This is a genomic window from Cylindrospermopsis sp. CR12, from assembly GCF_001432185.1.
GTDB classification, from domain to species: domain Bacteria; phylum Cyanobacteriota; class Cyanobacteriia; order Cyanobacteriales; family Nostocaceae; genus Raphidiopsis; species Raphidiopsis raciborskii.
Window position 1 is genome coordinate 1 of sequence record NZ_LMVE01000106.1, and the last position, 25,596, is coordinate 25,596.

Here is a 25,596-nt window from a genome sequence, read left to right on the forward strand (position 1 = left end):
GTTGAGCAATTATGCAGAACAAGAAAATCAACGTGCAGAACAAGAAAGATTTCTTAAAGAGCAGGAACAACAAAAGTATCAAACCTTACTAGCACAATTAAAAGCTAAGGGTATTGATATTACTACACTCGAATAAACTATTACCTGGACCGAAATACCCCTGGGAGAGGGGTTTTTAAAAACTTTCCCTCTCTTGCGGAGAGCGGAGAAGGCACCCTCGAGTAGGTTGACCGGAAAGCTTAGAACAGCTAATCGAATACGTAGTAAATAATTTTACTGTTATCCAGTAGTTGAAACCTTTGTAGTATTTCTCCTAGAATGGTAGAACTCGGAAAAACATCTATTCCGTTAATCAAATAAAATTAATTTTTAACGCAAAAAGGTATATATAATGGACTTACTCGAGTATCAAGTTAAGGAGTGGTTTAACAAGATAGGAATTCCCGTATTACCATCTCAAAGAATTGACCACCCCACAGATTTAAAAAGGTTAAAAATCCCCTACCCAATTGTGCTGAAATCCCAGGTGTATGCCAAAGACCGCTCACAGGTTGGCGGAGTCAAAATTGTAGAAACGACTATTGATGCCATTGCAGCTGCTCAAAGTATATTTAGCTTACCCATTGGTGGAGAACTACCAAAAGTTTTATTAGCCGAGAGCAAGTATAATGCTCAAGAAGAATTCTACCTAGCAGTAGTTTTAGATACAGTTATTAGTCGTCCTGTACTTTTAGGCTGTAGATACATAGATTGGCAGTCTCCCGGAGAGAACATGCAATACGTGGTTGTGGAACAAGAGTTTTCCCCATTTTATGCCAGAAGACTAGCATATCTCATGGGTTTGAGGGGCGGACTAATGCAGTCCGTCAGCGACATTGTGACAAAAATGTATCATTTGTTTTTGCACAAAGACTTAGATTTAGTGGAAATTAATCCTCTTGGCGTAAGTTCGTCTTGTCAAGTAATGACACTTAATGGCAAAATTAGAGTTAATGAAAGGGCTATTAATCGTCATCCAGACATAGCTGACATAGCAAGTAAAATAGCACGGGATCCCGGGAGCAAAAGAATAAATGGCATGTTGGTTGATATGCTGGGTAGGAATAACCAAGGGGAAATTGGCATATTAGCCAACGGTACTGGTTCCGCTTTAACCACTTGGGATGCAGTGGTAGCTGCAGGAGGTAAACCTGCTGTCTCCTTAAATTTACGACATTCTTGGTTAAACCACACAGAACCGACAAAATTTAGTCAACGCATGGAAACTGGACTAAGGGTTTTGGCTGCTGATCGCAATATTCAGGTGATTCTCATTAATTTGCTGGGTACTATTCCTGAACTCTCGGAAGTACCAAGGGTGATGACTGATTTTATGGCATTACAATTGGAAGAACTTAGATGGTTTTTAAATACCTCTCAGAAAACCCTCCCCCAGCGCTTACCCAAAATAGTCATGCGTCTAGCTGGTAATGATTTTCAAGTGGCCAGGAAGTCATTACTGTCCATCCTACAAGTTCAAAGCGAAAATTTCATCTTGGTTGAAAATTTGGATGTAGCTGTTAAGGAAGCAGTAAGTTTAACCAAATCACAAGTGTATAGAAAATAGCTGTACTAACTTTCTTTAAAGAAATTTTCTAAGTTTAATAAGGAGTTTATGAACTTAAAGCCAGATAGTAAAGTTTTAATTCAAGGTTTTTCGGAGTTGATATCCACAACCCATATTGACCAAATGAAATCATACTATGGCACTAATTTGGTCGCTGGCGTTGATCCCGGTCATGGTGGCATAATGGCACACAATTTGCCAGTTTTTGATTTAGTGGAAGAGGTGGTATCAAGTTTCGGGACAATTGATACAACAATTATTAGTGTACATCCCTATCAAGTGTTAGATGCTGCACTAGAGGCGATCGCTGCTAACATTTCCCAGATCATTATTATCTCCCCGGGGGTGCCACCTCTGGATATGGTGACATTGCTGAGGAAAACAGAAAACCACGAAATCCTAATTGTGGGGCCTAATAGTCCGGGGATTATTGTGCCAGGGAAGATTCTCCTGGGTACTCAGCCTAGTGAATTTTATACTCCTGGCAATGTAGGTATTGTCAGTCGCAGCAGTACCCTTACCTACGAGGTAGCTTGGGAACTAACTAAAGCTGGTTTGGGTCAGTCTATTAGCGTGAGTATTGGTAGTGATGCAATTGTAGGTTCTTCCTTTTCTCAATGGTTACAAATTCTAGATGAGGATGAAAATACGGAAGCAATAGTTTTAGTTGGTCAACCGGGAGGTGAAAGTGAGGAGGTAGCTGCCAAATACATATCCACAGCTATTGATAAGCCAGTTGTTGCTTATATTGCTGGTAGACATGCACCACCTTCTAAATCCTGGCACCAATCAGGCAACTTTGCCACTGTGGTCAAACGTGATCCTGATTTTGGCAGTGTTTCCACTAAGTTAAGCACCTTTAGTAATGCCCAAATACCTGTTGCCCAATATCCTCAGCAAATTCCCCAGTTGCTGGTAAAAGCCATGAAGTGCTAAGAATTGATGAATTTTCTGCAAATTTCTGGTAGTTTAAGTGATTGAGCGGATATAACTGTGATACCATAACAGTTTTCACCCCATCAGGGACTTCCGACTACCGCAACTACTCCTATAATCAGGCCATGAACGGGACAGAACAAAAATTATCATCTAGGGATCTACCGCAACAAACTAATACATCAACTCACTATTGGGTGTCAATGCCTAAACCGGAAAATCACCTATTTGAGGTGACTCTGCACATTGAAAACTACCCTGGACTAGTCGTTGATTTGAAAATGCCCGTATGGACACCAGGGTCATACTTGGTGCGAGAGTATGCTAAAAATCTACAGGATTTTACCGCATTTGCTGGTTCTAAACCTTTAGGGTGGAAGAAGGTTAGCAAAAATCACTGGCAAGTAGAAAAAGGTAAAGCTAATCAGGTCGTTGTGCGCTATCGTATTTTTGCCCACGAACTGTCAGTACGTACAAATTACCTGGATTCTACCCATGGTTATTTTAACGGCGCAGGGATGTTTTTTAGAATCCCTGGTTGGGAACAAAAGCCAATTTACATTACTGTGGTCACACCTAATCCACAATGGCAAGTAACTACCGCCTTACCACTAGTTAACCAAGAGGCTAATACATTTTTAGCAGATAATTTCGATGCTCTGATTGATAGTCCTTTTGAAATCGGTAATCATCATTTACATCACTTCCAAGTAGGGAATAAACCTCATGAATTAGCAATTTGGGGGAAGGGAAATTATCAAATCAAACAGGTACTAGATGATTTACAAAAAATTATCACCCGTGAGGCACAAATATTCGGGGGGTTACCTTATGAAAGATATGTATTTATCCTCCACTTAAGCCATGATCTTTATGGAGGTCTAGAGCATAAAAATTCCTGTTCCTTAATTTATGATCGGCTAGGATTTAGGTCTAAGGAAAAATATGAAAGATTCATGCAATTGTTAGCCCATGAATTCTTTCATCTGTGGAATGTGAAAAGAATTCGTCCCCGGGAGTTACAGAGTTTTGATTATGACCAGGAGAACTATACACCTTCTTTATGGTTTTGCGAAGGAATTACCAGTTACTATGATTTACTAATTCCTTTTCAAGCAGGAATTTATGACGCCAGGTCTTATTTCCATCATTTGAGTCAGCAAATTACCCGATACCTCACAACTCCAGGGCGTTATGTCCAACCCCTGAGTGAATCTAGTTTTGATGCTTGGATTAAGTTATATCGTCCCTCTCCTAATAGTCGAAATTCTCAAATTTCTTACTATTTAAAAGGGGAAATGGTCGCCTTGTTATTAGATTTGCTCATTCGCGATCGCCATCAAAATACAGTTTCTTTAAATGATGTGATGGTGGAAATGTGGCGGAAATTTGGTACACAGGAAACTGGTTATACTACCCAAGATTTAAAAGAAGTCATTGAACAGGTAGCCCAAATAGATTTATCTGACTTCTTTAAACAATATATAGATGGTCTAGAGCATTTACCATTCCTCAAGTATTTAGAACCTTTTGGGTTGGCATTAGTCGAGCAATCCGAGTCCGCACCTTATCTGGGAATTAGGGTGGAACCGGAAAATGGACAGGAAACTATTAAGTTTGTGGAAGCTCACTCCCCTGCTAGTACAGCAGGATTAGATGTGGGTGATGAACTGTTAGCCATTGATGGGATTAAGGTAGGTATAAATCAACTAGGTCATCGGTTACAAGACTATCAACCCAAGGACACCATTGAAATAACGGTTTTTCACCAGGATGAATTGCGGAACTACAAGGTGACCTTGGGCAAACCACGTCCCCACAAATATCAATTACGTCCAGTGGAAAATCCTAGTACCAGTCAAAAAAACAACTTTCTAGGTTGGCTAGGAGTACCAATCACCACAACTCAGTGAGCATTGTGACTTGTTAAAACACCTGGCTGTTTCTGTAGGGGTAAAACGTTTAAAATGTCCGTCTGAGCACAATATTTTAAGTCCTCTGCACATTCTAGACGTAATAATCTTTTACCATGACTGGCTTGATGAAATAATCCTATTAAATTATCTTCCCATTGTTCATAAAGAGCGATCGCACTCGTAACTTCATCATTACCGGCAATTTGATCCAACTCTAAACCGGTTTTCTGCCAAATACTATGGGCGATCGCACCTGCACAAACAGTATCTTCCAGGGAGAAACTCCCCTCCCACCCCGAACCAACTATCCAGATGCTTTGGGGTTGTTTCTCTAATAAAAAATTGACTACTGCAGAGCGATTGATTAGGGCTGCTGCTAAAACAATTGGGGCATCTTCTATTCGTTTTAGGGCACGGGTGCCATTGGTGGTACTAATAAATAAACGTCTCCCTTCCACTAGTTCTGGTGTGCAATCCAGAGGGGAATTACCTAATTCAAACCCAGCTACCTTACCACCACCTCGTTCTCCAGCCCGTAATCGCTTTTGCGCAGGCCATTGTTCGCTAACCTCTGTTAGTTCGTTGAGGTCAGAAAAAACTTGTACCGCTTCGCCACCAGCAGCCAATACTGTAGCTATAGTGCTAGTGGCGCGTAGAACATCGACGGCGATCGCACATTCTGGTATTTCCCCTGTGGGGGTTAATTCTGGAGTATGATATACAAATATCTTCACGGACTAGATATACCTACCTTAATAATACTAGGGTAATTTTACCTCATCGGCGAAATTTCCCCAACGGAGAAAGTGAAATGGCCCAGCGAGGGAACCCCAAACATGTTGATCGGTTTCTAAATCCCTCCCCCTGTCCCAGCTGAGGAATTTTTGGTCGTCTATCTCAAATTTACTATCTAAATAGGTTTTTTGTCCCTTGCGAACCACTAGACAATTCTTACCTGATTCCACAGTACCGGTAAAGCAGTTACCAGTCCACTCCACCCGCATATTACAACCACATAGTTTTTCCAGGCGATCGGCAGTTAAATTTTGTAATTTACCCAAATCCCGAGATGATCCATAAAAATCCTTCTCATCTTTGACCGTATAGTTTTCAATGATAATTTGCCCTTCTTCAACCAATAACTTTAACACTCGGACGCGATAGGGATCTTTGAGATCATAATCATAAGCTTGTTCAACAAAAAGACTGACCCCAGATAGGAGAGAATAAGCTAGGGGACGCATACAGACACGAATGTGGGCATATAGAGGCGGATTTTCAAAAGCCTGAGCTTGATTGCTGAAATCCGCTGCCATCCAACGAGCTAAGGTAAGAACATCTTGAGAATGGGTCATAGGATATGTCAATAGAACCACTTATAGTGTACATGGGGAGTGGGAAGAATCCTACCAAGTGGGTTGAATTTGGGGTAGACTATCCTGACTACCCTGGGACAAAACACGAGGAATCACTTCCTGGTAAATGGGATTGGCAATGGTTAGTCCACCCAAGGGACTGCGCTTTACCAAGCCTAAATCCAGCAAGAAACGGCGATCATCCTCCGGGGTATCGGGTAGATCGGATCCAGCTAACATGGGTTGAATAATGGCTTTGACCCGATCTTCCCGTAAGCGCTCTGCCAAACTATCTAAATGGGTATCCTGGCGCTGAATCAGGATTTCTTTGGTTCGGTTAATGACTTCAGCAGTAATGGGTTGGGTAATGTCTTTCACCAAAACCTGGGTAGCTTGACGAGCTAGGGCGTTGACTAACCACGGTTGTCCATCGGTTAAATAAAATGCCTGTTGAATGGCTTCCGGGGTAAACACCTGTCCCGTAGCTTGTGTATGTTGTAAGTAAAGTTCTTCTACTTCTGATAAAGTAAAATTATTTAGGGTTAAAGACTCAGCCTTGATATTGAAAGGACTTGACGTATTAAGTCGTTCACTTCCACCGGATTTAACCTTATAGTCCCGCACATCCCGCATGCCAATTAACCCTACCGAATGGGGAAAGCTATGGGGACGACGATTGTAACCTGAGCGTAATTGTCTGAGAACAGAAATCAATGTTTCATCTGCTAAAGCATCAATTTCATCCAGGAAAACCACTAGGGGACGAGTAGCAACCTTAGCCCAACTAGCTAATGCGGCTCCAATTTGCCGCCCTGTCCAGCAGTGTTAAAGTGTTTAGCCATGGTGGAGGTTTTGAAAAAATAACCTTAACAACTTTATTCTAGAACCTAAGTAGGTGGGTGGAATTAAATATAAGATGAACGTAGGTTGGGTTGAAGTATGAAACCCAACATTAATGATTTAAACAATAATGGCGATCTCGCGTACCCAGTGCTTCGCGACTAACTACGAATGACGGTAATGGTTCGTCCCCCCGGACTAATGACCTCCTCCGTACTAATTCTCTCTCCCATGGGTGGTAATCCCGCACGGCGATCAAAAATCACTAACCACCCTCTATCCAATCCTAACCCATCCAGGTATTTATCCAGTTGGGTCAAACCCTTGGTTAGGGGATCCAACTTTTCCCTCCGCACCTTTAACTCTATGCCCATCACTACCTTGCCATAGCGTAAACAAATATCCATTCTTCCAGAACCAATGGCATATTCCCGTTCTAACGTACCACCACCGTTTACTACTCGATGTAAAAATGCCATTAATACCAAATGGGGAGCAATCTCATGGTAGGGCGCACTTTTGAGCAGTGGTTCCCCATGTTGTCGCCAAAATTCCAGAAATGCTTCCAATAATTCATCGGGTAATAGCTCCCCCTGTTCATTTAACCAACGAGGTTCAATAACTCCAATGGAAGCCCTGGTTGTGTAACTTAACACCAAGGGTAGAACTTCCCGATAAATTGGATTGGCAATTTCCAAACCCTGTCCTCGGTCTCGACACAGTCCTAAATCCAGGACATAACGAATATCATCCTGGGGTACATCAGGTAAATCTTCACCCGCTAAAATTGGTTCAATAATGGTTTTGACTCTATCTTCCCGTAAGCGCTCTGCTAAGCTGTCTAAGTGGGTATCCTGGCGCTGAATCAGGATTTCTTTGGCTCGGTTAATGACTTCAGCAGTAATGGGTTGGGTAATATCTTTCACCAAAACCTGGGTAGCTTGACGAGCTAGGGCGTTGACTAACCACGGTTGTCCATCGGTTAAATAAAATGCCTGTTGAATGGCTTCCGGGGTAAACACCTGTTCCGTAGCTTGTGTATGTTGTAAGTAAAGTTCTTCTACTTCTGATAAAGTAAAATTATTTAGGGTTAAAGACTCAGCCTTGATATTGAAAGGACTTGACGTATTAAGTCGTTCACTTCCACCGGATTTAACCTTATAGTCCCGCACATCCCGCATGCCAATTAACCCTACCGAATGGGGAAAGCTATGGGGACGACGATTGTAACCTGAGCGTAATTGTCTGAGAACAGAAATCAATGTTTCATCTGCTAAAGCATCAATTTCATCCAGGAAAACCACTAGGGGACGAGTAGCAACCTTAGCCCAACTAGCTAATGCGGCTCCAATTTGCCGCCCTGGTTGAGATGGTGGCCAACGGGGTGGGTGGAGATTAGTTGGTAGGTATACACAAGCGGATTCTTGCCATTCATCCAAAATTGCACGTTCAGCCATACCCGGATCCCTGGAGAATGGTGCCCCTACTTCTAAAGAAAGCATCACGGCGATATATTCCCCACTATCAGTCAATTCTTGGGCTAGGGCTATCATAGCGGTGGTTTTGCCTACTTGTCGCGGTGCATGAATGATAAAGTAGTTTTCTCCATCAATTAGCGCTTTTAACTCCGGTAAGCGAGCGGTGGGGGAAAGCATATAGTGGATGTTGGCTTTACATGGTCCAGCAGTGTTAAAGTGTTTAGCCATGGTGGAGGTTTTGAAAAAATAACCTTAACAACTTTATTCTAGAACCTAATAAAGGCGAACTCCTAAGGGATCTTCATTGAAACCAGCTTGTGTAGGTTGGGTTATCGCCATGAGGATCCGACTCAACTGACGTATTGTCGTCATTTTTATTTCTGGTAGCAGGCACTGTAATAGTGTTATAATCCCGAACATGGGCTGTGTGTGGTTTTTGAGTTTTTGCTTTGTAAGACTATAACTCTACTACATCGCCCCTACTTTTAATACTCTTTTTTGGCTAAGGTATTGGTCAATATGACTGTAAATAAGAAATATATCAGAGATGTAAATGATCAAAAATTAGATAAAAAAACTTGGTCCCATGCCATATCGCAACCAGCAAAAGAATTTCCCCTCTCTCAATTACCCATAATTACAGGTAAAATTCCCCAGGGGTTGCGGGGTACCCTATACCGCAACGGTCCAGGGAGATTACAACGGGGAAATATGTCTGTGGGACACTGGTTTGATGGGGATGGAGCCATTTTAGCAGTCCACTTTCGCGATGACGGTGCTAAAGCGGTTTATCGTTATGTACAGACCAGGGGGTATCAAGAAGAGACTCAAGCAGATAAGTTCCTTTACGGTAATTATGGTATGACAGCACCCGGTATGATTTGGCATAAGTGGCAAAGACCGGTTAAAAATGCTGCTAATACTTCAGTTTTGGCATTACCAGATCAACTTTTAGCCCTTTGGGAGGGTGATCATCCCCATGCTTTAGATTTAGAGAACTTAGAAACCAAGGGTTTAACTAGTTTGGGGGGGTTAACCCAGGGAAAAGCTTATTCTGCTCATCCCAAGGTTGACCATCAAACAGGGGAAATATTTAACTTTGGGGTGAACCTTGGCACTAGTTCTCCGGGGAGTGGCATACTTAATATTTACAAAAGTGATTTCACTGGTAGAATCATTAAACAGTCCCAATTTGATTTGACCCAATTTAGCCTCATTCATGATTTTGTTTTAGCCGGACCATATTTAATCTTTTTTGCCCCACCCGTACAGTTAAATATCTGGTCGGTATTATTGGGAATTAGCAGTTACAGTCAGGCTTTGACTTGGCAACCACATATAGGAACCCAAATCATTGTTATTGATAGAGAAAATTTATCTTTAGTTAGTCGAGGAGAAACCGAATCCTGGTTTCAGTGGCATTTTAGTAATGGTTATGTTGATAATAGAGGTATAGTAATTATTGACTTTGCCAAATATGCTGATTTCCAAACTAATGAATATTTACGGGAAGTAGCAACTGGAAAAGTAAAAACAACCGCCAAAACTACCTTTACCAGAGTAGAACTCAACCCCCAAACCGGTCGAGTTAAACAACTGGTAACCTTATTAAATAGAACCTGTGAATTTCCTAGTGTCCCCAGCAAAAATGTTGGCAAATTTTCACCCGCTACATACATGTCCATTTTTAAAGAAGGGACCGAGACACAAGGGGAAATATTAAATGGCATGGCCAAATTTGACCATGAGGACGGTAGTTTAACTGAAGCTAACCTAGGTTTAAACTGCTATCCTTCAGAACCAATTTATGTTGAAGATAGAACAAGTTCTGACAGAGGTTGGGTATTAACAGTGGTTTATGATGGCAATAGCCATAGTAGCACAATTTGCATATTTGACAGTCATCGAATGAACGAAGAACCAGTTTGTCAACTTGCCTTACCTTCCGTAATTCCCCATAGTTTTCATGGAACTTGGAAACCATATAATTAAATGAAATCAATGTTGAAAATGCAGGATGTAAAAACTGAAAGGGCGGGGTGGTCTCTCACACATAGAGATCCCCAATTTATTGCCAAGATGATGCCATTATTAGCAATTTTATATAATTGCTATTTCCGGGTAGAAACCAGTGGTTGGGAAAATATTCCAGAAGGAAAAATTTTGGTTGTTGGTTCTCACAATGGGGGGTTGGCATCTCCGGATACGTCTATGATGATGTATGACTGGTTACGTCGATTTGGTACTGAAAGGCTGATTTACGGTTTAATGCATCCAAAAGTATGGGAAGTTTTTCCCCCAGCAGCTGAAATAGCTATGAAGGGAGGTGCAATCCGAGCCCATCCTAAAATGGCTTATGCAGCATTTCGTGCAGGTGCAAGTGTTTTAGTTTATCCTGGTGGCGCAGAGGATGTATTCCGTCCACATCGGATGCGAGATAAAATCTATTTTGCCCAAAGACGGGGTTTTATTAAGTTAGCACTGCGAGAGAATGTCCCCATTGTTCCAGCTATTTCCTGGGGATCCCACGACACCTTGATTGTATTAACTGATTTATATCAAATCATGGCACGGTTTCATCAGTGGGGAATGCCATGGTTATTTGATGTTGACCCTATAGTTTTTCCTTTGTATTTGGGTTTACCCTGGGGTTTAGCCCTGGGTCCACTGCCAAATATTCCTTTACCTGCTAAAATACATACTAGAGTTTGTCCACCAATTATATTTAAAAGATATGGAAAAGATGCTGTTAATGACGTGAGTTATGTCAATGAATGTTATGAACTGGTTAGGAACCAGATGCAGACAGAATTGAACCAATTGATCAAGGAAGCTAGCTAGGAGAGACTTTAATCCCGAGTTCATGGTATGATGCTATCAAACCGTTATTCGTAAAAACCACTTGTAAATTATACTTGTAAATTAACTATGGCTACTATTAACGACAACTATCTAAAACTGAAAGCTGGTTATCTGTTTCCGGAAATTGCTAGAAGAGTCAATGCTTTTGCCCAAGCTAACCCTGATGCCCAAATTATTCGTCTGGGTATTGGTGATGTTACTGAACCACTGCCAGATGCTTGTCGCCATGCTATGATTCAAGCTGTTCATGATCTGGGCGATCGCAGTACTTTTAAGGGTTATGGACCGGAACAGGGTTATGTGTGGTTACGGGAAAAAATAGCTGTTCATGATTTTCAAGCTAGGGGAGCTGCCATAGAAGCGGATGAGATCTTCATTTCTGACGGTTCTAAATGCGATACGGGCAATATTTTAGATATTTTTGGCAGAAATAACATTATTGCTGTTACTGACCCTGTATATCCCGTTTATGTCGATACTAATGTGATGGCGGGCAATACTGGAGAAGCTAACGACAAGGGAGAGTATGGTGGTTTGGTGTATTTACCTGTGACTGCGGAAAATAACTTCACAGCGGAAATACCTCAACAAAAGGTAGATCTAATTTATTTATGTTTTCCTAATAATCCTACCGGTGCAACAGCTACCAAGGAACATTTAAAAGACTGGGTAAACTATGCTAGATCCCAGGGATCGATAATTTTCTTTGATGCTGCTTATGAAGCATTTATTACCGATCCTGATCTTCCCCATTCTATTTATGAAATTGAAGGTGCTAGGGAATGTGCCATAGAATTTCGTTCTTTCTCTAAAAATGCTGGGTTCACTGGTACCCGTTGCGCTTTAACCGTTGTTCCCAAAACCCTAACTGCTAAAGCTGCAGATGGTTCCAATATAGAATTGTGGAAATTATGGAACCGTCGTCAGTCTACCAAATTTAATGGGGTTTCTTATATTGTCCAAAAGGGTGCAGAAGCTGTTTACTCTGAGGAAGGACAAGCTCAAATCAAGGCCTTAGTAAGTTTCTATTTGGAAAATGCTCAAATCATTCGTCAACAATTAACTAGTGCAGGTCTAAAAGTTTATGGTGGAGTAAATGCTCCCTATGTATGGGTGAAGACACCAGCTGGTTTAACTAGTTGGGAGTTTTTTGACAAACTACTACAGACTGTAAATGTTGTAGGAACTCCCGGTTCGGGTTTTGGTGCTGCTGGTGAAGGTTACTTCCGCATTTCCGCATTTAATAGTCGAGAAAATGTGGAAGTAGCAATGCAACGAATTACAGAAAAGTTCTCCATCAATTTGCCATAATCTAAATATCCAACAAACTATAGCGCTTTTGCAGGTTGAGTAGCTTCATTCTAGCTTCACCTGCGTTATCCGCTAAATTAGAAAATTCTACAAACCTTTTCAATTCTTTTCTCAGCAAGTTCCTTTCTACTTCCATTGCTTCTCGATCTAAGTCTGGAGGTGACACTATCATATCAAAAATTGTCGCCCTTTCTTTACCGGGATGGGGACGTAACACCCTACCGCGACGCTGAATAAATTGACGGGGATTGCTAGAACTGGATAAAATCACTGCGGTTCTAATTGCTGGTATATCTACACCCTCATCTAAACAACGAATAGCTACTAAACCCTGCAAGTCCCCACTTTCAAATTGTTTTCTTAACACTTCTCGCTCTGGTAATGATGTTCGCGCAGTGTAGGTGCTGATTTTATACCCTAGTTCCACTCCTAAAATTTTGGTTACCTCTTCCAGTTGGTAAGAATGGTTCCCCCCCTCTTGGGAACCATCACTACAATAAAATAATGTATGGCTCGTGTTTAGACGATTTAACATTAAATGTTTTAATGCCACTAGTTTATTTTCCGCGCTGCTAATTAATCTAGCTCGTTTTATCAGTAGAGATTTAATACCCTCCATATCCTCAAAACTAAAGGTCTCCTGTATCTCCCGATTTTGTAAACAACGCCCTATTTTTTTGGTTAATCTTAAATAATTCATACTCTCCAACTCCGTTAATTCCACGAAAACTGGATAGTATAAATAATGCACCAATGCTCCTTGGTCAATAGCATCTTTTAAGCTAAACTCCGGTTGCAAAACCGGTCCAAAATATTCTAATAAGGACTCCGTACCTTCCTCATCAAAATATCTTTCTGGTGTAGCTGATAGAGCTAGTCTTAATCCCACACTACGAGGTAAACTTTCTTCTAACCTGGGCGCACCCAAATTATGTGCTTCATCCCCAATGATTAAGGTTTTCAACGGAAAATATTTCAGTTGTGATTGAAAACCTTCTCCAATTAAGGTCAAGTTAGTGGTGATAACAGTCAGAAACTTTTGATAACCAGAACCCAAGTTATATAACTCTACGGACATTTGACTATGCCAATTTCGTATATTTTCGTAAGCTAAAATGGGCTTTAAGTTAAATTTCTCACATTCCCTACCCCACTGGGTAACCAAGTGACGATGGGGACAAACCACTAACAAGACTTGTAAGCCTATCTGTTTATATAATTCATAGGCGATCGCCAATGCGGTAATTGTTTTTCCACTACCGGTAGCCATTTTCAATGTTCCCCGACCATTATTAGCAAACCAGCTAGTAATAGCCTGTTTTTGGTATCCTCGTAATTCGACGTGTAAAGGTATTCTAGGACAACCGGGTAAAAATGGATTGACATGGTAGTCACCGCTATTTTCCCTGACAAAGGGTAATTTAAGGGAAAAGGTATATGGTGCTGATACCGGTAGTTTAGAACTTGAAGCAATGGAAGACGCTATAAAGTACATTTTTTATTCAAACTAATTAGGACTAGACCCGTAGCAGCTCCTAAGCATTTTGGCTAAAGCCATAATTGTAGTTTCGCCAGACACCGACTAAAGAACCTTGTATTTCCACATGAATAGCGGGGACTTGAATAGGTTGATAGTTGGAATTAGCTGGTTTAAGAGTGACCATATCTCCCTCAAGATAAAACCGTTTTAAGGTTGTACCATATCCCTCCACCCTAGCAGCAACAATGGTGCCATTTTTCATCAGATTGGGTTCAGCCACAGGACGCAGGAATACCACATCACCATCAGCAATTAAATCCTCAATCATACTATCACCAGCTACCCGCAAAGCATAACTTTGAGGAGGAATAGGCAGATTGGCTAAATCTAAGTACTCACACTCTACCGCATCAGCAAAAGGTTCAATCAAGCCCCCTGCTGCAATGGTTCCTAAAATGGGCACGCCGTACTTACTAGAATGCAATATTCTAATGGTTCGTGCCTTACCCTCATCCCAGCCAATGTATCCCTTGTTCCGCAAGTGTTCCAACCTGCTTTGAACCGGTGCAGGAGACTTCAAATTTACTCCCTGCATCATTTGACGAATAGACGGTGAATGTTGATTAACCCGAATATATTCTACCAACCATTCGTATAGTTCGTTTTGGGCTTCCGTCAGTTTTTCCATATTTTTGGGGAAAGCAACAACAAATGTCCTTAGAACATTTGTACTACAAAAAGTTTCCCTTAACAAGACCCTATTGGGTATTTCTTAACAATAAATTAATATTCTGGCGGTAGGATTGGATATAGGGAAAGCTATTTATCCATTGTAATTTAAAAAAACTCTGTTGTCAATCAACTTGGGCCCATGAGAATTTGGATTTTACGGTTCTTAGAGCCGAAAGTTGAGCGAAAAAAATTCAGTTAGCGCCCAAAATACTAGCCAGTAAAGCTTTTTGAGCATGCAATCTATTTTCAGCCTGATCCCAAACTTTTGATTGGGAACCCTCTATTACCTCATCGGTAATTTCTTCCCCACGGTGGGCGGGTAGACAGTGTAAAACTATGGCTTGGGGATCTGCTAGACTGAGTAAATCCTGGGAAATTTGATAGGGTTGGAAGATTGGTAGACGATTATCAGCTTCTGATTCCTGACCCATACTTGCCCAAACATCAGTGTAAAGGATGTGGGCATTTTTAGCTCCTATGACTGGATCATGGGTAAGCATTACTTCAGTTTTATCACCAGCAATAGCCCGGGCTTTTTCTACAATATCTTGATTGGGGGCGTATCCTTGTGGGAAAGCTATCCTTACATTCATGCCAGCTAAGGCACAACCCAACATTAGGGAATTAGCTACGTTATTACCATCCCCTACATAGGTAAGGGTTAATCCTGTTAAATCACTGAATACTTCTCGAATAGTCAATAAATCTGCTAAGATCTGACAGGGGTGTTCTAGATCTGTTAGAGCATTAATTACTGGTATTTTAGCGTAGTGAGCAAAGGTGACCAATTCTTGTTGGGCAAAGGTTCTAATTGCTAAGACATCTAAATAACGGTCTAATACCCTAGCGGTATCTTGCACAGGTTCACCTCGACTCACCTGGGTGACATTTGGATGCAGGTCAATTACCTGACCTCCTAATTGGTACATAGCCACTGTAAAACTTACTCTAGTGCGAGTGGAGGCCTTGGAGAATAACAAACCCAAAACCTTGTTGGAATGTAGTGTTAGTTTTTGTGATTTGAGTAATGTTGCCATGGAAAGGAGTTCTAGTAGTTCTGTAGAACTTAGGTCTCCTAAACCTAGTAAGTCTCTTCCAGTCAATGCTACCATGCTGATGATTTGTATTATTAAGTGTTTTTTAAGTTTTTCAGATATTTCAACAGTACTAGGTTTTCAAGTTGAAACTCTACTAACTATTGTTACCTGAAATTACAGGATTTTGTATGCCATATTTATACTATAGCACTGGGGGAAAAATTTTTGGGACTTTTTTGCCAGATTTTTAGAAAAAACCACTGGACAAATTTTGGTTCTGTGCTATGATTGGATGTCAGTGGGCATTAATTACATCCTAGCCCTTTGCCAGCATAGCACAGCGGTAGTGCATCCGACTTGTAATCGGAAGGTCGTCAGTTCAATCCTGACTGCTGGCTTTTTGTGCTGTCGCTTGCCAAATTATTTGACCGCGTTGACAAATTAATGTCCGTATTGCCAAATTATTGTCCCCGTTGACAAATTATTGTTTTTCGCGGTCAATAATTTGTTTACCATTATAACCTGCAAATTAAACCGACGACCTTCCGATCTTTCAACTCCCAAAGATATTTAACATTAAATAATCATAAATTCAGTTTTTTAAACAAGACATTATTTCGCCTTTTGGCATCGTTAATGAGTTTAGTAAAAGACAGAATTTCGACATAAGTATTAAGCCTGGGATTATAACCAAAGTAACCTTGTAAATCTGGTGTTGGATAATAGGTAGCATCTTCTGCAAAGCCTTTAATTTTTGGAGTTAAATCACAAATAATATAGGCATAAAAAGGAATGTGCTCAGGTAAATTAACCAATCTACCTTCTCTGTCAACAAAACTACCCGACTTAATTTTTCTAATATAGTCGTAGACTTGAGTAATTGGGTTTTCATTATCTTTATACCTCCCGCGCATAGGGCGTTTAAATTCAACTATGACAACTGATGAATAAGGTTGTTCTTCTCCTTCAACAAAAGCTATTGGGTTATTAAAAATTAGCAAATCAGGTCTTTCGGTGCTATCAATTTCTAAATCCTCAAGGGTATCCAGAGGTTGATCAGAAGCCAGGTATTGATGATAGGTTAATTTTTCGTCAATAATCCATAGGTTTTGTCTTTCAAATGCGACATCTTCGGATGTACTTCTGAGGGGAAAAACAATTTCGTGGATGTCTTTTTCTAATTTATATTTGCCATCATCGTCTTTTTTTAAATTCTTTTCAAAAATATCCAATATAACTTTTTTGTGAATCACATACTCTGCTAGTTTAGACTTACCGATATCATTATATCGTTCAAGAAATTGGTGAAACTTGTGTGAATATTCGGGATATTTTAGGAAATCTTCAACAGTGTAAGTAAGAATTTCTTTTCCTTTTTCTTTTATTTCAAGCTCAAATTTTGACTGAAGTTTATGCAGTTCAATATCAAGTTTAGTTGAGGGCAATCCAGGCGGAATTTGCTTTAGGCTTTCAGCAGCATATTTTAGTAATGGACGATATTCAGGAGCATCATTAAAAATGAAATTTCTGATTTCTTGCTCTTTATTTTCTCTAATAGTTTTTAAAAATGGAGATAATTCTTTCTCGATCATGTTCACCGCAGCGTTTCTTATTTCTTTCAAAGAAATATCTCGTGGTTCTACTATAGCAAAATTATCAGGTTCGTCAGGTATATTAAAATTTATTCTCTCTGAATTTACATGCTCATCAAGATATGAGCCAGAAATATATGCTAAATAGGTAAATGGTTTATTATCTTCATATCTAATTTTTCTGTTTTTAGTTAAATCAACTATGTGTTTATCAAGATTTTCTGATTTCACTTCCCTATGATTCGCACAATAACATAGTTGATGTTCTGAGTTTTCAAAACCATAAAACTTTAAGCTTTTTAGAGAAAATTTATGCCCGGATAATTGAAATTCGCGTTCTTCTGAATTAGGCTTGAGCCTACTTACAAAATAATCATTCAGATTGATTGAGTGTCCCTCGTCAATTACCTCAATTAAAGGGACTGTATCTAATAAAAAATATGCAATACAGTGATCAAGAATTTTTTTAGCAATAGCATCAGCTTCCTGGGGACATTTTTCTTTATAAGGACTTTGATAATCCGTTAATTGTACAATTGTCTGGCATTCTATATCAGATGTGTTCAAATTTTCATGAGTATGTTCATAAACTCCTTTTTCTGTACTGAAATTAAACTCCCGTCTGAAATAATTGCCAGCACTTTTATAAACACTACTAACTGTAATATGGCTAAAAGCTTTTAGCCATAAAAATCTGCCTATACCCTTTGAACCTCTCGATATCTTCCAGGTTGAATCAGAAGTACAAAAAGAATTGTAGTTTTTTTCGTCAAACCCTATGCCATTATCTACTACTATAAAACCTTTGATTGGAGCAGAACCTCTTTGAATCAATATCTTGATAAATCCATTCTTGATTTTTGCGTCCTCAACTGCATGAATAGAATTAACTACAGCTTCAAACAGAGGTAGTAAAGCTTTAGAACCTGGTAAGTGCGTATTTCTAATCCGCCCACTTAAATCAACTAGCATAGGAAAAAATAAAACTTATTGTGATTCTATGGTCAAAAAACAAAATCCTAAGATTAAACCGGATGCTTGCTTACCTATTAAATCGAGCTAAATGGGCCACTAGCTTAACCCCAAATTCTTGCTCAAACACTTGCTTTTTCAAGTCTAAACTCCACATTTCTAGATCACAATCATCATCATACCTACTGGGAGAAACAACCATCTCTAATTGCCTAATGGTAGGTAAGTATTCACACTTAATCCCACGAACTGCTCCAATTTGTCTCCTGTCTAAAGCCACAGCTACCCGCAAAATGGCACTCAATTGGGATACCATTTGTCGATGTCCTTTATGGGTTAGATTTTGGAAGTTTTCATGCTTTTTCTTGGGTGGTGATTTGCGATGATAACGGGCCAAGTTGGCAATAATTTCTATTTCTGTCTCATTGTAACCTAATAACTCCCCATTCCTAATTAAATAATAGGAATGTTTATGATGTGCTGAATGGCTAATATGGTGACCACAATTATGTAAAACCGCCCCAGCCCATAATAATTCTCTGGTATCTTCACCCCAATTGTGTAATTTGCCTTGAGTTTGACTAAATAAAGTCAAAGCGAATTCCGCTACCCGTTGACTACACTCTAAGTTAATATGGTACTTTTGAGCCAGCTTTAAAACATTTCTCTCCCGAATAGAACTTTGATATTGTAGTCGATCCGCAATAAATCCATGGGTGAGCATCCAGTCAACTATTACACCTTCTCTCAAGGAACGTTCACAAACTGTGATGGTTTCTAATCCCAACAATGTCATTGCTTCCTGTAATATTACTGCTCCAGCCAGTATTACTTCTGACCTTCTATCGGGCATTCCCGAAATTGCCGATCGCTCTACATTGCTCATTCTTTTTAAACGGGTTACCCAGGTTTGTAAATCGTGGAGACTAAAACAATAACCGTTAAGAGTAGAAGGTACAATTCCCATTTTCTCCTTAGCATGAATGGTGGCTATGGTTTCAATCGTCCCGGAAGTTCCCACCAGCTTAGGAATCTCACCTGGTTGCAGTTTAGAAAGTATATCTTCTACAGAACGCTCTAACATTCCTTTAGCATAAGCCTGTAAGTATTGAAATTCTGTATTAACAATAGGATCGGTTGTAATTAATTCCCCAGTTAGTCGCACTGCGCCGATTTTGGTACTGGTTAAACTGCGAGGTTCTTGAGAATCACCTAAAATTAATTCCGTAGAACCTCCTCCAATATCAATGATAATATGTGGTTGTTGATTAAACTCCATCCCCGACAACACACCTAAGTAAATCCGTCGCGCTTCCTCCTGTCCAGAAATTAAGTCTACATCTAAACCTAACTCAGTCTCTATTTGATGTAAAAAAATTCTACCGTTGGGTGCTTCTCTAACTGCACTGGTAGCTACAGCAATAATACTATCAGTTTCAAAACTCTTCGCCAGTTCTTGAAAACGACCTAAACAGGCGATCGCCTTTTTCATAACTTCCGGTTTTAAATCCCCAGTTTCTAAATTGCGATCGCCCAGTCTGACAGTTTCCTTTTCCTTAGCAATTACTGTAAAAGTTGGTAAGGTTGGTTCAATACGTACTACGACTATATGCAAAGAATTAGTGCCAATATCAATAGAGGCAATAATTGGATTTGGCTTCACCGATGGAACTGGTACAACATTCCAGTTAGCAGGAACTATATTCACCATTATGAGTGTGTTCTCTCTTAATTTAGATGGACAAAAAAGCTAGGTTTCCGGATCCGCCAAGTCTTCCAAAAAGGATATTCTATAGATGTAGACTCAAAGTGCAAATCTAGTAAACATGCAAACCACACCAGAAGGCAATCAAAAACCATTATGGTTTATCATTATGCGCCTCTTACGGTGGCATAAACCAGGGGGTAGGCTAATTTTGATGATTCCCGCTTTATGGGCCCTGTTTTTGGCAGCTGATGGCAAACCACCCACAATCCTAGTAATAGTAATTATATTAGGTAGTTTAGCTACCAGTGCTGCTGGTTGTGTGGTCAATGATTTATGGGATAGGGACATTGATACCCAGGTTAACAGAACGCGCGATCGCCCTTTAGCTTCCCGAGCTCTTTCGGTGAAAGTTGGTGTAGTGGTGGGAATTGTTGCCCTGGTTTGTGCAGCTATTCTCGCCTTCTATCTTAATCCCTTGAGCTTTTGGTTATCCGTGAGCGCTTTACCAGTAATATTACTATATCCCGGCGCTAAACGAGTATTTCCCATACCCCAACTAATTCTTTCTTTGGCCTGGGGTTTTGCCGTTTTGATTAGTTGGAGTGCAGTCACAGGCAATATTTCTCTACCCACCTGGTTTTTGTGGGGGGCCACAGTCCTTTGGACTTTGGGATTTGATACCATCTATGCCATGAGCGATCGCCTGGACGATGAGCGCATTGGCGTTAAATCTAGCGCCCTATTTTTTGGTGATCAGACTCCTAACGCTGTGGGTATTTTTTTCCTCGGTACTATTATACTGTTAATGGCGGAGGCTATTTCTTTAAAATTAAATATATTTTTTTGGATCAGCTTATTGATTGCTAGTCTTGGTTGGTTTTGGCAAGTGCTACGATTAAGGGATCCTAAGCTACCTAACCGGGAATATGGAAAAATGTTCAGTCAAAATGTGGGCATAGGTTTCTTGATCCTCTTAGGGATGATTCTGGGATCTACCTAGATAACCTCAAATGTTAAGGTTGATTGCAAATCAATAAGCTAAGTAAAACAATGTGATAGGTTTTGATTATGTATTAAAATTTAGCGCCCAAGGAGAAAAAAGTGGTCATGGAATCAAAAGTATTAACAAGAACTGCTGTGGAAAATGAAAGCCAGGACATTAGTGAATACGTAGCCCATTTACAGCTACACATGACCCTACAAGCTCGCAATTTGGTTCCTACTCTAAAACAAATTCAGCAAGATAGCCGCCAGCAATTACTTCATCAAACCCAAGCCTGCTTTGAAAAAATGGCCTCTCGTCAAGCATTTTAGCCAACCATTTTTAGGAGAAAGTTGCCCAAATCCCTGGTTTGGCATAAAAAACGAACAAAAATTCCACAAAAAAGTGCTATAGTTGGTGAGCGTTCGGCAATGTTTTTCATATTGGTAGCGTGAAACCAGCTTCTTAGATCTGGATATAATCCTTTTAAATCGAAATGAACTCACTACTTCCTCCAAATCTGGAACTGATAATTCGTCCCGTACAATATAGGGATCTAGACGCTCTTGAACAGTTGAGACGTCCTAGAGAAGTCCCTACCAAGTATGGTATTTTTGGCATGCAGTGGCTAGGTCACTGGTTTGGAGTGCTGAAATTTTTAAACTGCTTCCCCAACCCATGGCAACATCGTTTCCGTCAATTTGTAGCGGAGCGCGGTCGTAAGTTGCTAGGCGCAATTCAAGTTTCCCCTTTCAATCGCACCCGCAGCACTTGGCGTGTTGACCAAGTCATGTTAGATACCTGCGCTGATAAATTGGGCATAGGCTCCCAACTACTACGCCACTGCTTTGAATCAATTTTAGAAGCTCGTACGTGGATATTAGAAGTAAACATTAATGATGTCAGTGCTTTGGCACTTTATCGTCAAAATGGATTTCAGCGTTTAGCGGAAACCACCTATTGGGAAATTAAACCAGATCTATTACAAGAATTAGCACAGGCTGAGCCGGATTTACCTAATCTCCTACCGGTTAGTAATGCGGATGCACCCCTATTGTACCAGTTAGATACGGCATCCATGCCGCCTTTGGTAAGACAGGTATTTGATCGCCACACGCATGATTTTAAAACTAGTTTATTCGATATAATTGGTAATGCTATTAAACAATGGGTAGAGGAGACAGAGGTAGTGAGTGCCTATGTATTTGAACCTCAGCGTAAGGCGGCAATTGGTTACTTTGAATTGCAATTAGACAGACAAGGAACTAGTCCTCATGTAGCTACCTTAACAGTTCATCCAGCTTACACCTGGTTATATCCAGAATTGTTATCTCAATTGGCTCGTATTACTCAAGATTTTCCCCAACAGAATCTAAAATTAGCGTCATCCGATTATCAACCCGAAAGGGAACAATACCTGGAGAATATTGGTGCCCAGCGGATTGAACACACCCTAATTATGTCTCGCTCCGTGTGGCATAAAATCCGGGAGTCTAAATTTGTCTCCTTGGAAGGTATTCAGTGGACGGAGGTGCTTCAGGGACTACAACCTGCACGTAAACCTATTCCCGGTGGTATGTCCTGGATTCCTAAATCCCCACCTGTTCCTGAAGTAACCATGGGTAAGTCAGAAATGGTCGCTCTTACAATTGAGCCATCAGAATCACCACAGGAGAATAATTAGAGTAGTGGTTGAATTCCAGTCAAAATCTTTCATATCCGCTCTGGGGTTGGATGTGGGTAGTAAACGTGTGGGCGTTGCTGGTTGCGATGGTACCGGACTAATTGCCACAGGTATAACTACAATCCAACGCAAGTCCTTTGTAGAAGATCTACAGGAAATACGGGGACTGGTAGAAAAGCGACGAGTGCAAATTTTAGTTGTTGGTATACCCTACTCCGGGGATGGTTCTATGGGAGAGCAAGCCCGTCGAATACAGAAGTTTGCTAATAGACTAGCTAAAGCTCTAGGGTTACCCCTGGAGCATGTAGATGAGCGATTAACCTCTTTTCAAGCTGAGCAAATACTCCTAGCGGAAAATCGCTCACCATCCTATAATAAAGGTTTAGTGGACCGCAAAGCAGCATCCATAATTTTACAGCAGTGGTTAGACGATAGAAGGTTAAGAACTCCGCAAAATATTGAACTATAACCTGGGTGATTTTTTCTTGTTCTAGTACCTTTAAAGGTGATATCCTCAAGACTATTACTCAATAATGATTCTGGTGCATTTGAGTATTGATAAATTTAGATTGTGTAACTATGTATTCCTCTGACTTTTCCGAAGAAAATGACCGTACTGATGCTGATTTGATTACTTTAACAGATGAAAAAGGGCGATCGCTCGATTGTTATATAGAGAATTCCTTTGAGATAGAAGGTCAAGAGTATATTTTGCTTTTACCTGTGGACTCTCCTATACAAATTTTTGCCTGGGAGGGTTATGGAGACGAAGAAGAAGCAACTTTAGTAGACGATGATCAAACAATTGATCGGATTTTCAGCACTGCTCAGGCTGTCTTATCTGAGCAGAATTTAACTTTAAAAAACACTGCTTACGCTTTGACTGTAACTGGTGAGCTACCACCAGTGGAAGAATCTGAGATCTTGACCCTAGAAGTTGAGGGTGAGGAAGAACAAGAGACGGAACCAGAGCAATTACAACTGCTGACCAATTTTTATTACGAAGACCAAGAGTACGAAATTTATACACCTATTGATCCACTCCTATTTTTTGCTAGAAAAACTCAGAGTGGTAAACCCCAGCTGCTTTCCCCAGAGGAGTTCAATCAGGTTCAGCCCCTTTTAGAAGAATATCTGTTTGATACAGTCGAATAGTCTAACTGGGGAAAACTAAAATCAGCCCATTTGAGGCTTCCCCAGTTAGGCTTTAGCATATCTAAGCTCGAGCTATATTTTCCTAGTCCACTCATTTGAGGAAGCCATGATTTGGAGTGAAATCTTACAACCAGATTTGATCTTACACGGTCCGATTTTAAATCTGACACCGGATATCATTCAACAATATGGACTCAAAGGACTCATTTTAGATGTTGATGATACTCTAGTACCTATAACTGCTAACTCTGTCTCCCCAGAATTAGAACGGTGGGTCATGGAAATAAGACAATATGCAGCATTATGGTTGGTTAGTAATAATTTAAGTCAACCCCGCATTAGCTCTATTGCTAAGTCTTTAAATTTACCTTACTACCTAGGCGCGGCCAAACCTTCACGACGTAAAATTAGAGCAGCACTACGAGAAATGAACTTGTCTGCTAATCAGGTTGCTATGGTAGGCGATCGCCTGTTTACTGATGTAGTTGCTGGTAACCGTTTGGGAATGTTTACTATCCTGGTGGAACCTATGGTTCATGAGGGTACTGTTTTGCGTGGTTATTCTATTCGCAATGTAGAAGTTTGGATCTCGGAGATTCTGGGAGCTTCTATTAGACCTAAGCACACAAAAGTTCACAAAAATTGATAAAGCGAAACAAAACTAAATCTAAAGAAATAATTAAGGAATTTTAGATCGGGAAAAAAATCGGGGAAGATAATTATCAATAACATGGGGCAAAAAAATAAAGCCCTAAATAATCATAAGTAAATATAAAATCGTGCAACGTCTTCCTTCACCATAGAGGGAAAGACGTTGTGCAACTTTTTGCTGATCACAGATGACGGAGACAATAGTAGTTAAAATAGGCACTTCTAGCCTCACTCAAGCGGAAACTGGGAAATTAGCCCTTTCCACCATTGCTACCCTCACAGAAACCCTCTGTCGTTTAAGACAGCAAGGGCACAAGGTGATTTTAGTTTCTTCGGGTGCTGTGGGTGTAGGTTGTGCCCGACTCGGACTAACAGAAAGACCTAAAGCCATGGCCTTAAAACAAGCTGTAGCTGCGGTAGGACAGGGTCGTCTCATGCGTATTTATGATGACCTATTTACCACCTTAGAACAACCCATAGCCCAAGTATTATTAACCCGGGCGGATTTAGTAGAACGTAGCCGATATTTAAATGCCTATAATACATTTCAAGAGTTATTAGGACTAGGAGTAATTCCCATAGTCAATGAAAATGACACGGTAGCAGTAGAGGAATTAAAATTTGGCGATAACGACACTCTTTCAGCTTTGGTTGCCAGTTTAGTAGAAGCAGACTGGCTATTTTTGCTAACAGATGTTGATCGGTTATATTCAGCTGATCCAAGGAAAGTACGCAATGCTCAACCGATTAGCCTAATTAGTAACACCAGAGAACTGGAGGATCTGAAGATTCAAGCAGGGGGACAGGGTTCACCATGGGGCACAGGGGGGATGATGACAAAAATATCTGCTGCTCGGATTGCTATGGTGGGGGGGGTGCGCACGGTAATTACCCAAGGACGTTTTCCCCATGACATAGAAAAAATTATCGCGGGAGAGCAAATAGGAACTCACTTTGCACCTCAACCAGAACCAACTTCCGCTAGAAAAAGGTGGATAGCTTATGGTTTAGTTCCAGTAGGAAAGTTATACTTGGATGAGGGAGCAGTTATAGCCATTTCTCGCGGTGGAAAATCCTTATTACCAGCAGGAATTAAAATGGTAGAGGGGGAATTTGACAGTCAAGACGCGGTGCAATTATGTGATCTTCAAGGTAATGAGATTGCCAGGGGATTGGTTAACTATAACAGTCAAGAGTTGGAAAAAATTCGCGGTTGTCATTCCCAGGATATTGAAGATATTTTAGGTTACGGGGGTATAGAAACCGTTGTTCATAGGGATAACCTGGTTTTGATTTGAC

The 25,596-nt window shown here is 40.5% G+C and carries 21 protein-coding genes, 1 tRNA gene and 1 pseudogene; 14 read left to right on the plus strand and 9 right to left on the minus strand.

Annotated elements, in window-relative coordinates; all coding sequences use genetic code 11:
- Nucleotides 1-391 precede the first annotated feature (391 nt).
- The 3 genes from ASL19_RS11730 to ASL19_RS11740 all read left to right on the plus strand — a co-directional run bounded on the left by ASL19_RS11730 (nt 392) and on the right by ASL19_RS11740 (nt 4,455).
- Nucleotides 392-1,606, plus strand: a complete 1,215-nt coding sequence (locus ASL19_RS11730; protein WP_057178489.1) for an ATP-grasp domain-containing protein — start codon at nt 392-394, stop codon at nt 1,604-1,606.
- Nucleotides 1,607-1,654: 48 nt separating this feature from the next.
- Nucleotides 1,655-2,542 (plus strand): CoA-binding protein, encoded by an 888-nt coding sequence (locus tag ASL19_RS11735; protein ID WP_057178490.1) that lies wholly within the window; start codon nt 1,655-1,657, stop codon nt 2,540-2,542.
- A 203-nt stretch (nt 2,543-2,745) separates the two neighbouring features.
- Nucleotides 2,746-4,455: a M61 family metallopeptidase gene (locus tag ASL19_RS11740; protein WP_152980436.1), complete on the plus strand. Its 1,710-nt coding sequence runs from the start codon at nt 2,746-2,748 to the stop codon at nt 4,453-4,455.
- Here ASL19_RS11740 and ASL19_RS11745 read toward each other — a convergent pair.
- From ASL19_RS11745 to ASL19_RS11760, 4 genes and pseudogenes are all read right to left on the minus strand, one after another.
- Entirely contained in the window at nt 4,449-5,192 is a 744-nt protein-coding gene (locus ASL19_RS11745) for a 2-phosphosulfolactate phosphatase family protein (RefSeq protein WP_057178492.1), read from the minus strand. The genes ASL19_RS11740 and ASL19_RS11745 overlap by 7 nt on opposite strands.
- A gap of 27 nt (nt 5,193-5,219) precedes the next feature.
- Nucleotides 5,220-5,813 carry a chromophore lyase CpcT/CpeT gene (locus ASL19_RS11750; protein WP_057178493.1) on the minus strand — a complete coding sequence of 198 codons (594 nt, stop codon included), beginning with the start codon at nt 5,811-5,813 and terminating at the stop codon, nt 5,220-5,222.
- Nucleotides 5,814-5,867: 54 nt separating this feature from the next.
- Nucleotides 5,868-6,617 (minus strand): annotated as a pseudogene (locus tag ASL19_RS11755) (ATP-binding protein); the annotation flags it as partial.
- 197 nt (nt 6,618-6,814) lie between these two features.
- Nucleotides 6,815-8,359, minus strand: a complete 1,545-nt coding sequence (locus ASL19_RS11760) for an ATP-binding protein (protein ID WP_057178494.1) — start codon at nt 8,357-8,359, stop codon at nt 6,815-6,817.
- 291 nt (nt 8,360-8,650) lie between these two features.
- On the opposite strand from ASL19_RS11760, the gene ASL19_RS11765 reads away from it, so the two are divergent.
- The 3 genes from ASL19_RS11765 (at nt 8,651) to ASL19_RS11775 (ending at nt 12,304) form a co-directional block, all read left to right on the plus strand.
- Nucleotides 8,651-10,123, plus strand: a complete 1,473-nt coding sequence (locus ASL19_RS11765) for a carotenoid oxygenase family protein (RefSeq protein ID WP_057178495.1) — start codon at nt 8,651-8,653, stop codon at nt 10,121-10,123.
- Between the two features lie 9 nt (nt 10,124-10,132).
- Nucleotides 10,133-10,972 carry a lysophospholipid acyltransferase family protein gene (locus tag ASL19_RS11770; RefSeq protein WP_057178598.1) on the plus strand — a complete coding sequence of 280 codons (840 nt, stop codon included), beginning with the start codon at nt 10,133-10,135 and terminating at the stop codon, nt 10,970-10,972.
- An 87-nt stretch (nt 10,973-11,059) separates the two neighbouring features.
- A complete protein-coding gene (locus ASL19_RS11775) occupies nt 11,060-12,304 on the plus strand; it encodes an LL-diaminopimelate aminotransferase (RefSeq protein WP_057178496.1) in 1,245 nt (414 codons plus the stop codon).
- 1 nt (nt 12,305) lies between these two features.
- Here the strand turns inward: ASL19_RS11775 and ASL19_RS11780 are convergent, their stop codons facing one another.
- From ASL19_RS11780 to argF, 3 genes are all read right to left on the minus strand, one after another.
- Nucleotides 12,306-13,799, minus strand: a complete 1,494-nt coding sequence (locus tag ASL19_RS11780; RefSeq protein WP_057178497.1) for a DNA phosphorothioation system restriction enzyme — start codon at nt 13,797-13,799, stop codon at nt 12,306-12,308.
- A gap of 40 nt (nt 13,800-13,839) precedes the next feature.
- A complete protein-coding gene (lexA, locus tag ASL19_RS11785) occupies nt 13,840-14,472 on the minus strand; it encodes a transcriptional repressor LexA (protein WP_040007947.1) in 633 nt (210 codons plus the stop codon).
- A 235-nt stretch (nt 14,473-14,707) separates the two neighbouring features.
- Nucleotides 14,708-15,628, minus strand: coding sequence for an ornithine carbamoyltransferase (gene argF, locus ASL19_RS11790; protein WP_057178498.1), 921 nt, complete (start codon nt 15,626-15,628; stop codon nt 14,708-14,710).
- 251 nt (nt 15,629-15,879) lie between these two features.
- Between argF and ASL19_RS11795 the strand changes: the two genes are divergently transcribed.
- Nucleotides 15,880-15,951 (plus strand) — tRNA-Thr (locus tag ASL19_RS11795).
- Nucleotides 15,952-16,137: 186 nt separating this feature from the next.
- Here ASL19_RS11795 and ASL19_RS11800 read toward each other — a convergent pair.
- The gene (locus ASL19_RS11800) at nt 16,138-18,117 is read right to left on the minus strand and encodes a hypothetical protein (RefSeq protein WP_057178499.1); all 1,980 of its coding nucleotides are present in this window, start codon (nt 18,115-18,117) and stop codon (nt 16,138-16,140) included.
- A 70-nt stretch (nt 18,118-18,187) separates the two neighbouring features.
- Nucleotides 18,188-19,828 carry a Ppx/GppA phosphatase family protein gene (locus ASL19_RS11805; protein ID WP_057178500.1) on the minus strand — a complete coding sequence of 547 codons (1,641 nt, stop codon included), beginning with the start codon at nt 19,826-19,828 and terminating at the stop codon, nt 18,188-18,190.
- Between the two features lie 115 nt (nt 19,829-19,943).
- On the opposite strand from ASL19_RS11805, the gene ASL19_RS11810 reads away from it, so the two are divergent.
- The 7 genes from ASL19_RS11810 (at nt 19,944) to proB (ending at nt 25,595) form a co-directional block, all read left to right on the plus strand.
- Nucleotides 19,944-20,825, plus strand: coding sequence for a 4-hydroxybenzoate solanesyltransferase (locus ASL19_RS11810; protein ID WP_057178501.1), 882 nt, complete (start codon nt 19,944-19,946; stop codon nt 20,823-20,825).
- 107 nt (nt 20,826-20,932) lie between these two features.
- Nucleotides 20,933-21,139, plus strand: coding sequence for a hypothetical protein (locus tag ASL19_RS11815; protein WP_006275819.1), 207 nt, complete (start codon nt 20,933-20,935; stop codon nt 21,137-21,139).
- A 164-nt stretch (nt 21,140-21,303) separates the two neighbouring features.
- Entirely contained in the window at nt 21,304-22,491 is a 1,188-nt protein-coding gene (locus tag ASL19_RS11820) for a GNAT family N-acetyltransferase (protein WP_057178502.1), read from the plus strand.
- 4 nt (nt 22,492-22,495) lie between these two features.
- Nucleotides 22,496-22,960, plus strand: coding sequence for a Holliday junction resolvase RuvX (gene ruvX / locus ASL19_RS11825; protein ID WP_057178503.1), 465 nt, complete (start codon nt 22,496-22,498; stop codon nt 22,958-22,960).
- A gap of 110 nt (nt 22,961-23,070) precedes the next feature.
- Complete coding sequence (locus ASL19_RS11830; protein ID WP_057178504.1) at nt 23,071-23,646, plus strand: DUF3727 domain-containing protein; 576 nt, start codon at nt 23,071-23,073, stop codon at nt 23,644-23,646.
- Between the two features lie 106 nt (nt 23,647-23,752).
- The gene (locus ASL19_RS11835) at nt 23,753-24,292 is read left to right on the plus strand and encodes a YqeG family HAD IIIA-type phosphatase (RefSeq protein ID WP_057178505.1); all 540 of its coding nucleotides are present in this window, start codon (nt 23,753-23,755) and stop codon (nt 24,290-24,292) included.
- Between the two features lie 193 nt (nt 24,293-24,485).
- Complete coding sequence (proB, locus tag ASL19_RS11840) at nt 24,486-25,595, plus strand: glutamate 5-kinase (protein ID WP_057178506.1); 1,110 nt, start codon at nt 24,486-24,488, stop codon at nt 25,593-25,595.
- Nucleotide 25,596 lies beyond the last annotated feature (1 nt).

What these genes read in the sequence shown, in the direction of transcription:
- ASL19_RS11730 (WP_057178489.1), top strand. Translation starts at nt 392, where the DNA reads ATGGACTTACTCGAGTATCAAGTTAAGGAGTGGTTTAACAAGATAGGA.
- ASL19_RS11735 (WP_057178490.1), top strand. Translation starts at nt 1,655, where the DNA reads ATGAACTTAAAGCCAGATAGTAAAGTTTTAATTCAAGGTTTTTCGGAG.
- ASL19_RS11740 (WP_152980436.1), top strand. Translation starts at nt 2,746, where the DNA reads ATGCCTAAACCGGAAAATCACCTATTTGAGGTGACTCTGCACATTGAA.
- ASL19_RS11750 (WP_057178493.1), bottom strand. Translation starts at nt 5,813, where the DNA reads ATGACCCATTCTCAAGATGTTCTTACCTTAGCTCGTTGGATGGCAGCG.
- ASL19_RS11760 (WP_057178494.1), bottom strand. Translation starts at nt 8,359, where the DNA reads ATGGCTAAACACTTTAACACTGCTGGACCATGTAAAGCCAACATCCAC.
- ASL19_RS11765 (WP_057178495.1), top strand. Translation starts at nt 8,651, where the DNA reads ATGACTGTAAATAAGAAATATATCAGAGATGTAAATGATCAAAAATTA.
- ASL19_RS11770 (WP_057178598.1), top strand. Translation starts at nt 10,133, where the DNA reads ATGTTGAAAATGCAGGATGTAAAAACTGAAAGGGCGGGGTGGTCTCTC.
- ASL19_RS11775 (WP_057178496.1), top strand. Translation starts at nt 11,060, where the DNA reads ATGGCTACTATTAACGACAACTATCTAAAACTGAAAGCTGGTTATCTG.
- ASL19_RS11780 (WP_057178497.1), bottom strand. Translation starts at nt 13,799, where the DNA reads ATGTACTTTATAGCGTCTTCCATTGCTTCAAGTTCTAAACTACCGGTA.
- lexA (WP_040007947.1), bottom strand. Translation starts at nt 14,472, where the DNA reads ATGGAAAAACTGACGGAAGCCCAAAACGAACTATACGAATGGTTGGTA.
- argF (WP_057178498.1), bottom strand. Translation starts at nt 15,628, where the DNA reads ATGGTAGCATTGACTGGAAGAGACTTACTAGGTTTAGGAGACCTAAGT.
- ASL19_RS11800 (WP_057178499.1), bottom strand. Translation starts at nt 18,117, where the DNA reads ATGCTAGTTGATTTAAGTGGGCGGATTAGAAATACGCACTTACCAGGT.
- ASL19_RS11805 (WP_057178500.1), bottom strand. Translation starts at nt 19,828, where the DNA reads ATGGTGAATATAGTTCCTGCTAACTGGAATGTTGTACCAGTTCCATCG.
- ASL19_RS11810 (WP_057178501.1), top strand. Translation starts at nt 19,944, where the DNA reads ATGCAAACCACACCAGAAGGCAATCAAAAACCATTATGGTTTATCATT.
- ASL19_RS11815 (WP_006275819.1), top strand. Translation starts at nt 20,933, where the DNA reads ATGGAATCAAAAGTATTAACAAGAACTGCTGTGGAAAATGAAAGCCAG.
- ASL19_RS11820 (WP_057178502.1), top strand. Translation starts at nt 21,304, where the DNA reads ATGAACTCACTACTTCCTCCAAATCTGGAACTGATAATTCGTCCCGTA.
- ASL19_RS11830 (WP_057178504.1), top strand. Translation starts at nt 23,071, where the DNA reads ATGTATTCCTCTGACTTTTCCGAAGAAAATGACCGTACTGATGCTGAT.
- ASL19_RS11835 (WP_057178505.1), top strand. Translation starts at nt 23,753, where the DNA reads ATGATTTGGAGTGAAATCTTACAACCAGATTTGATCTTACACGGTCCG.
- proB (WP_057178506.1), top strand. Translation starts at nt 24,486, where the DNA reads ATGACGGAGACAATAGTAGTTAAAATAGGCACTTCTAGCCTCACTCAA.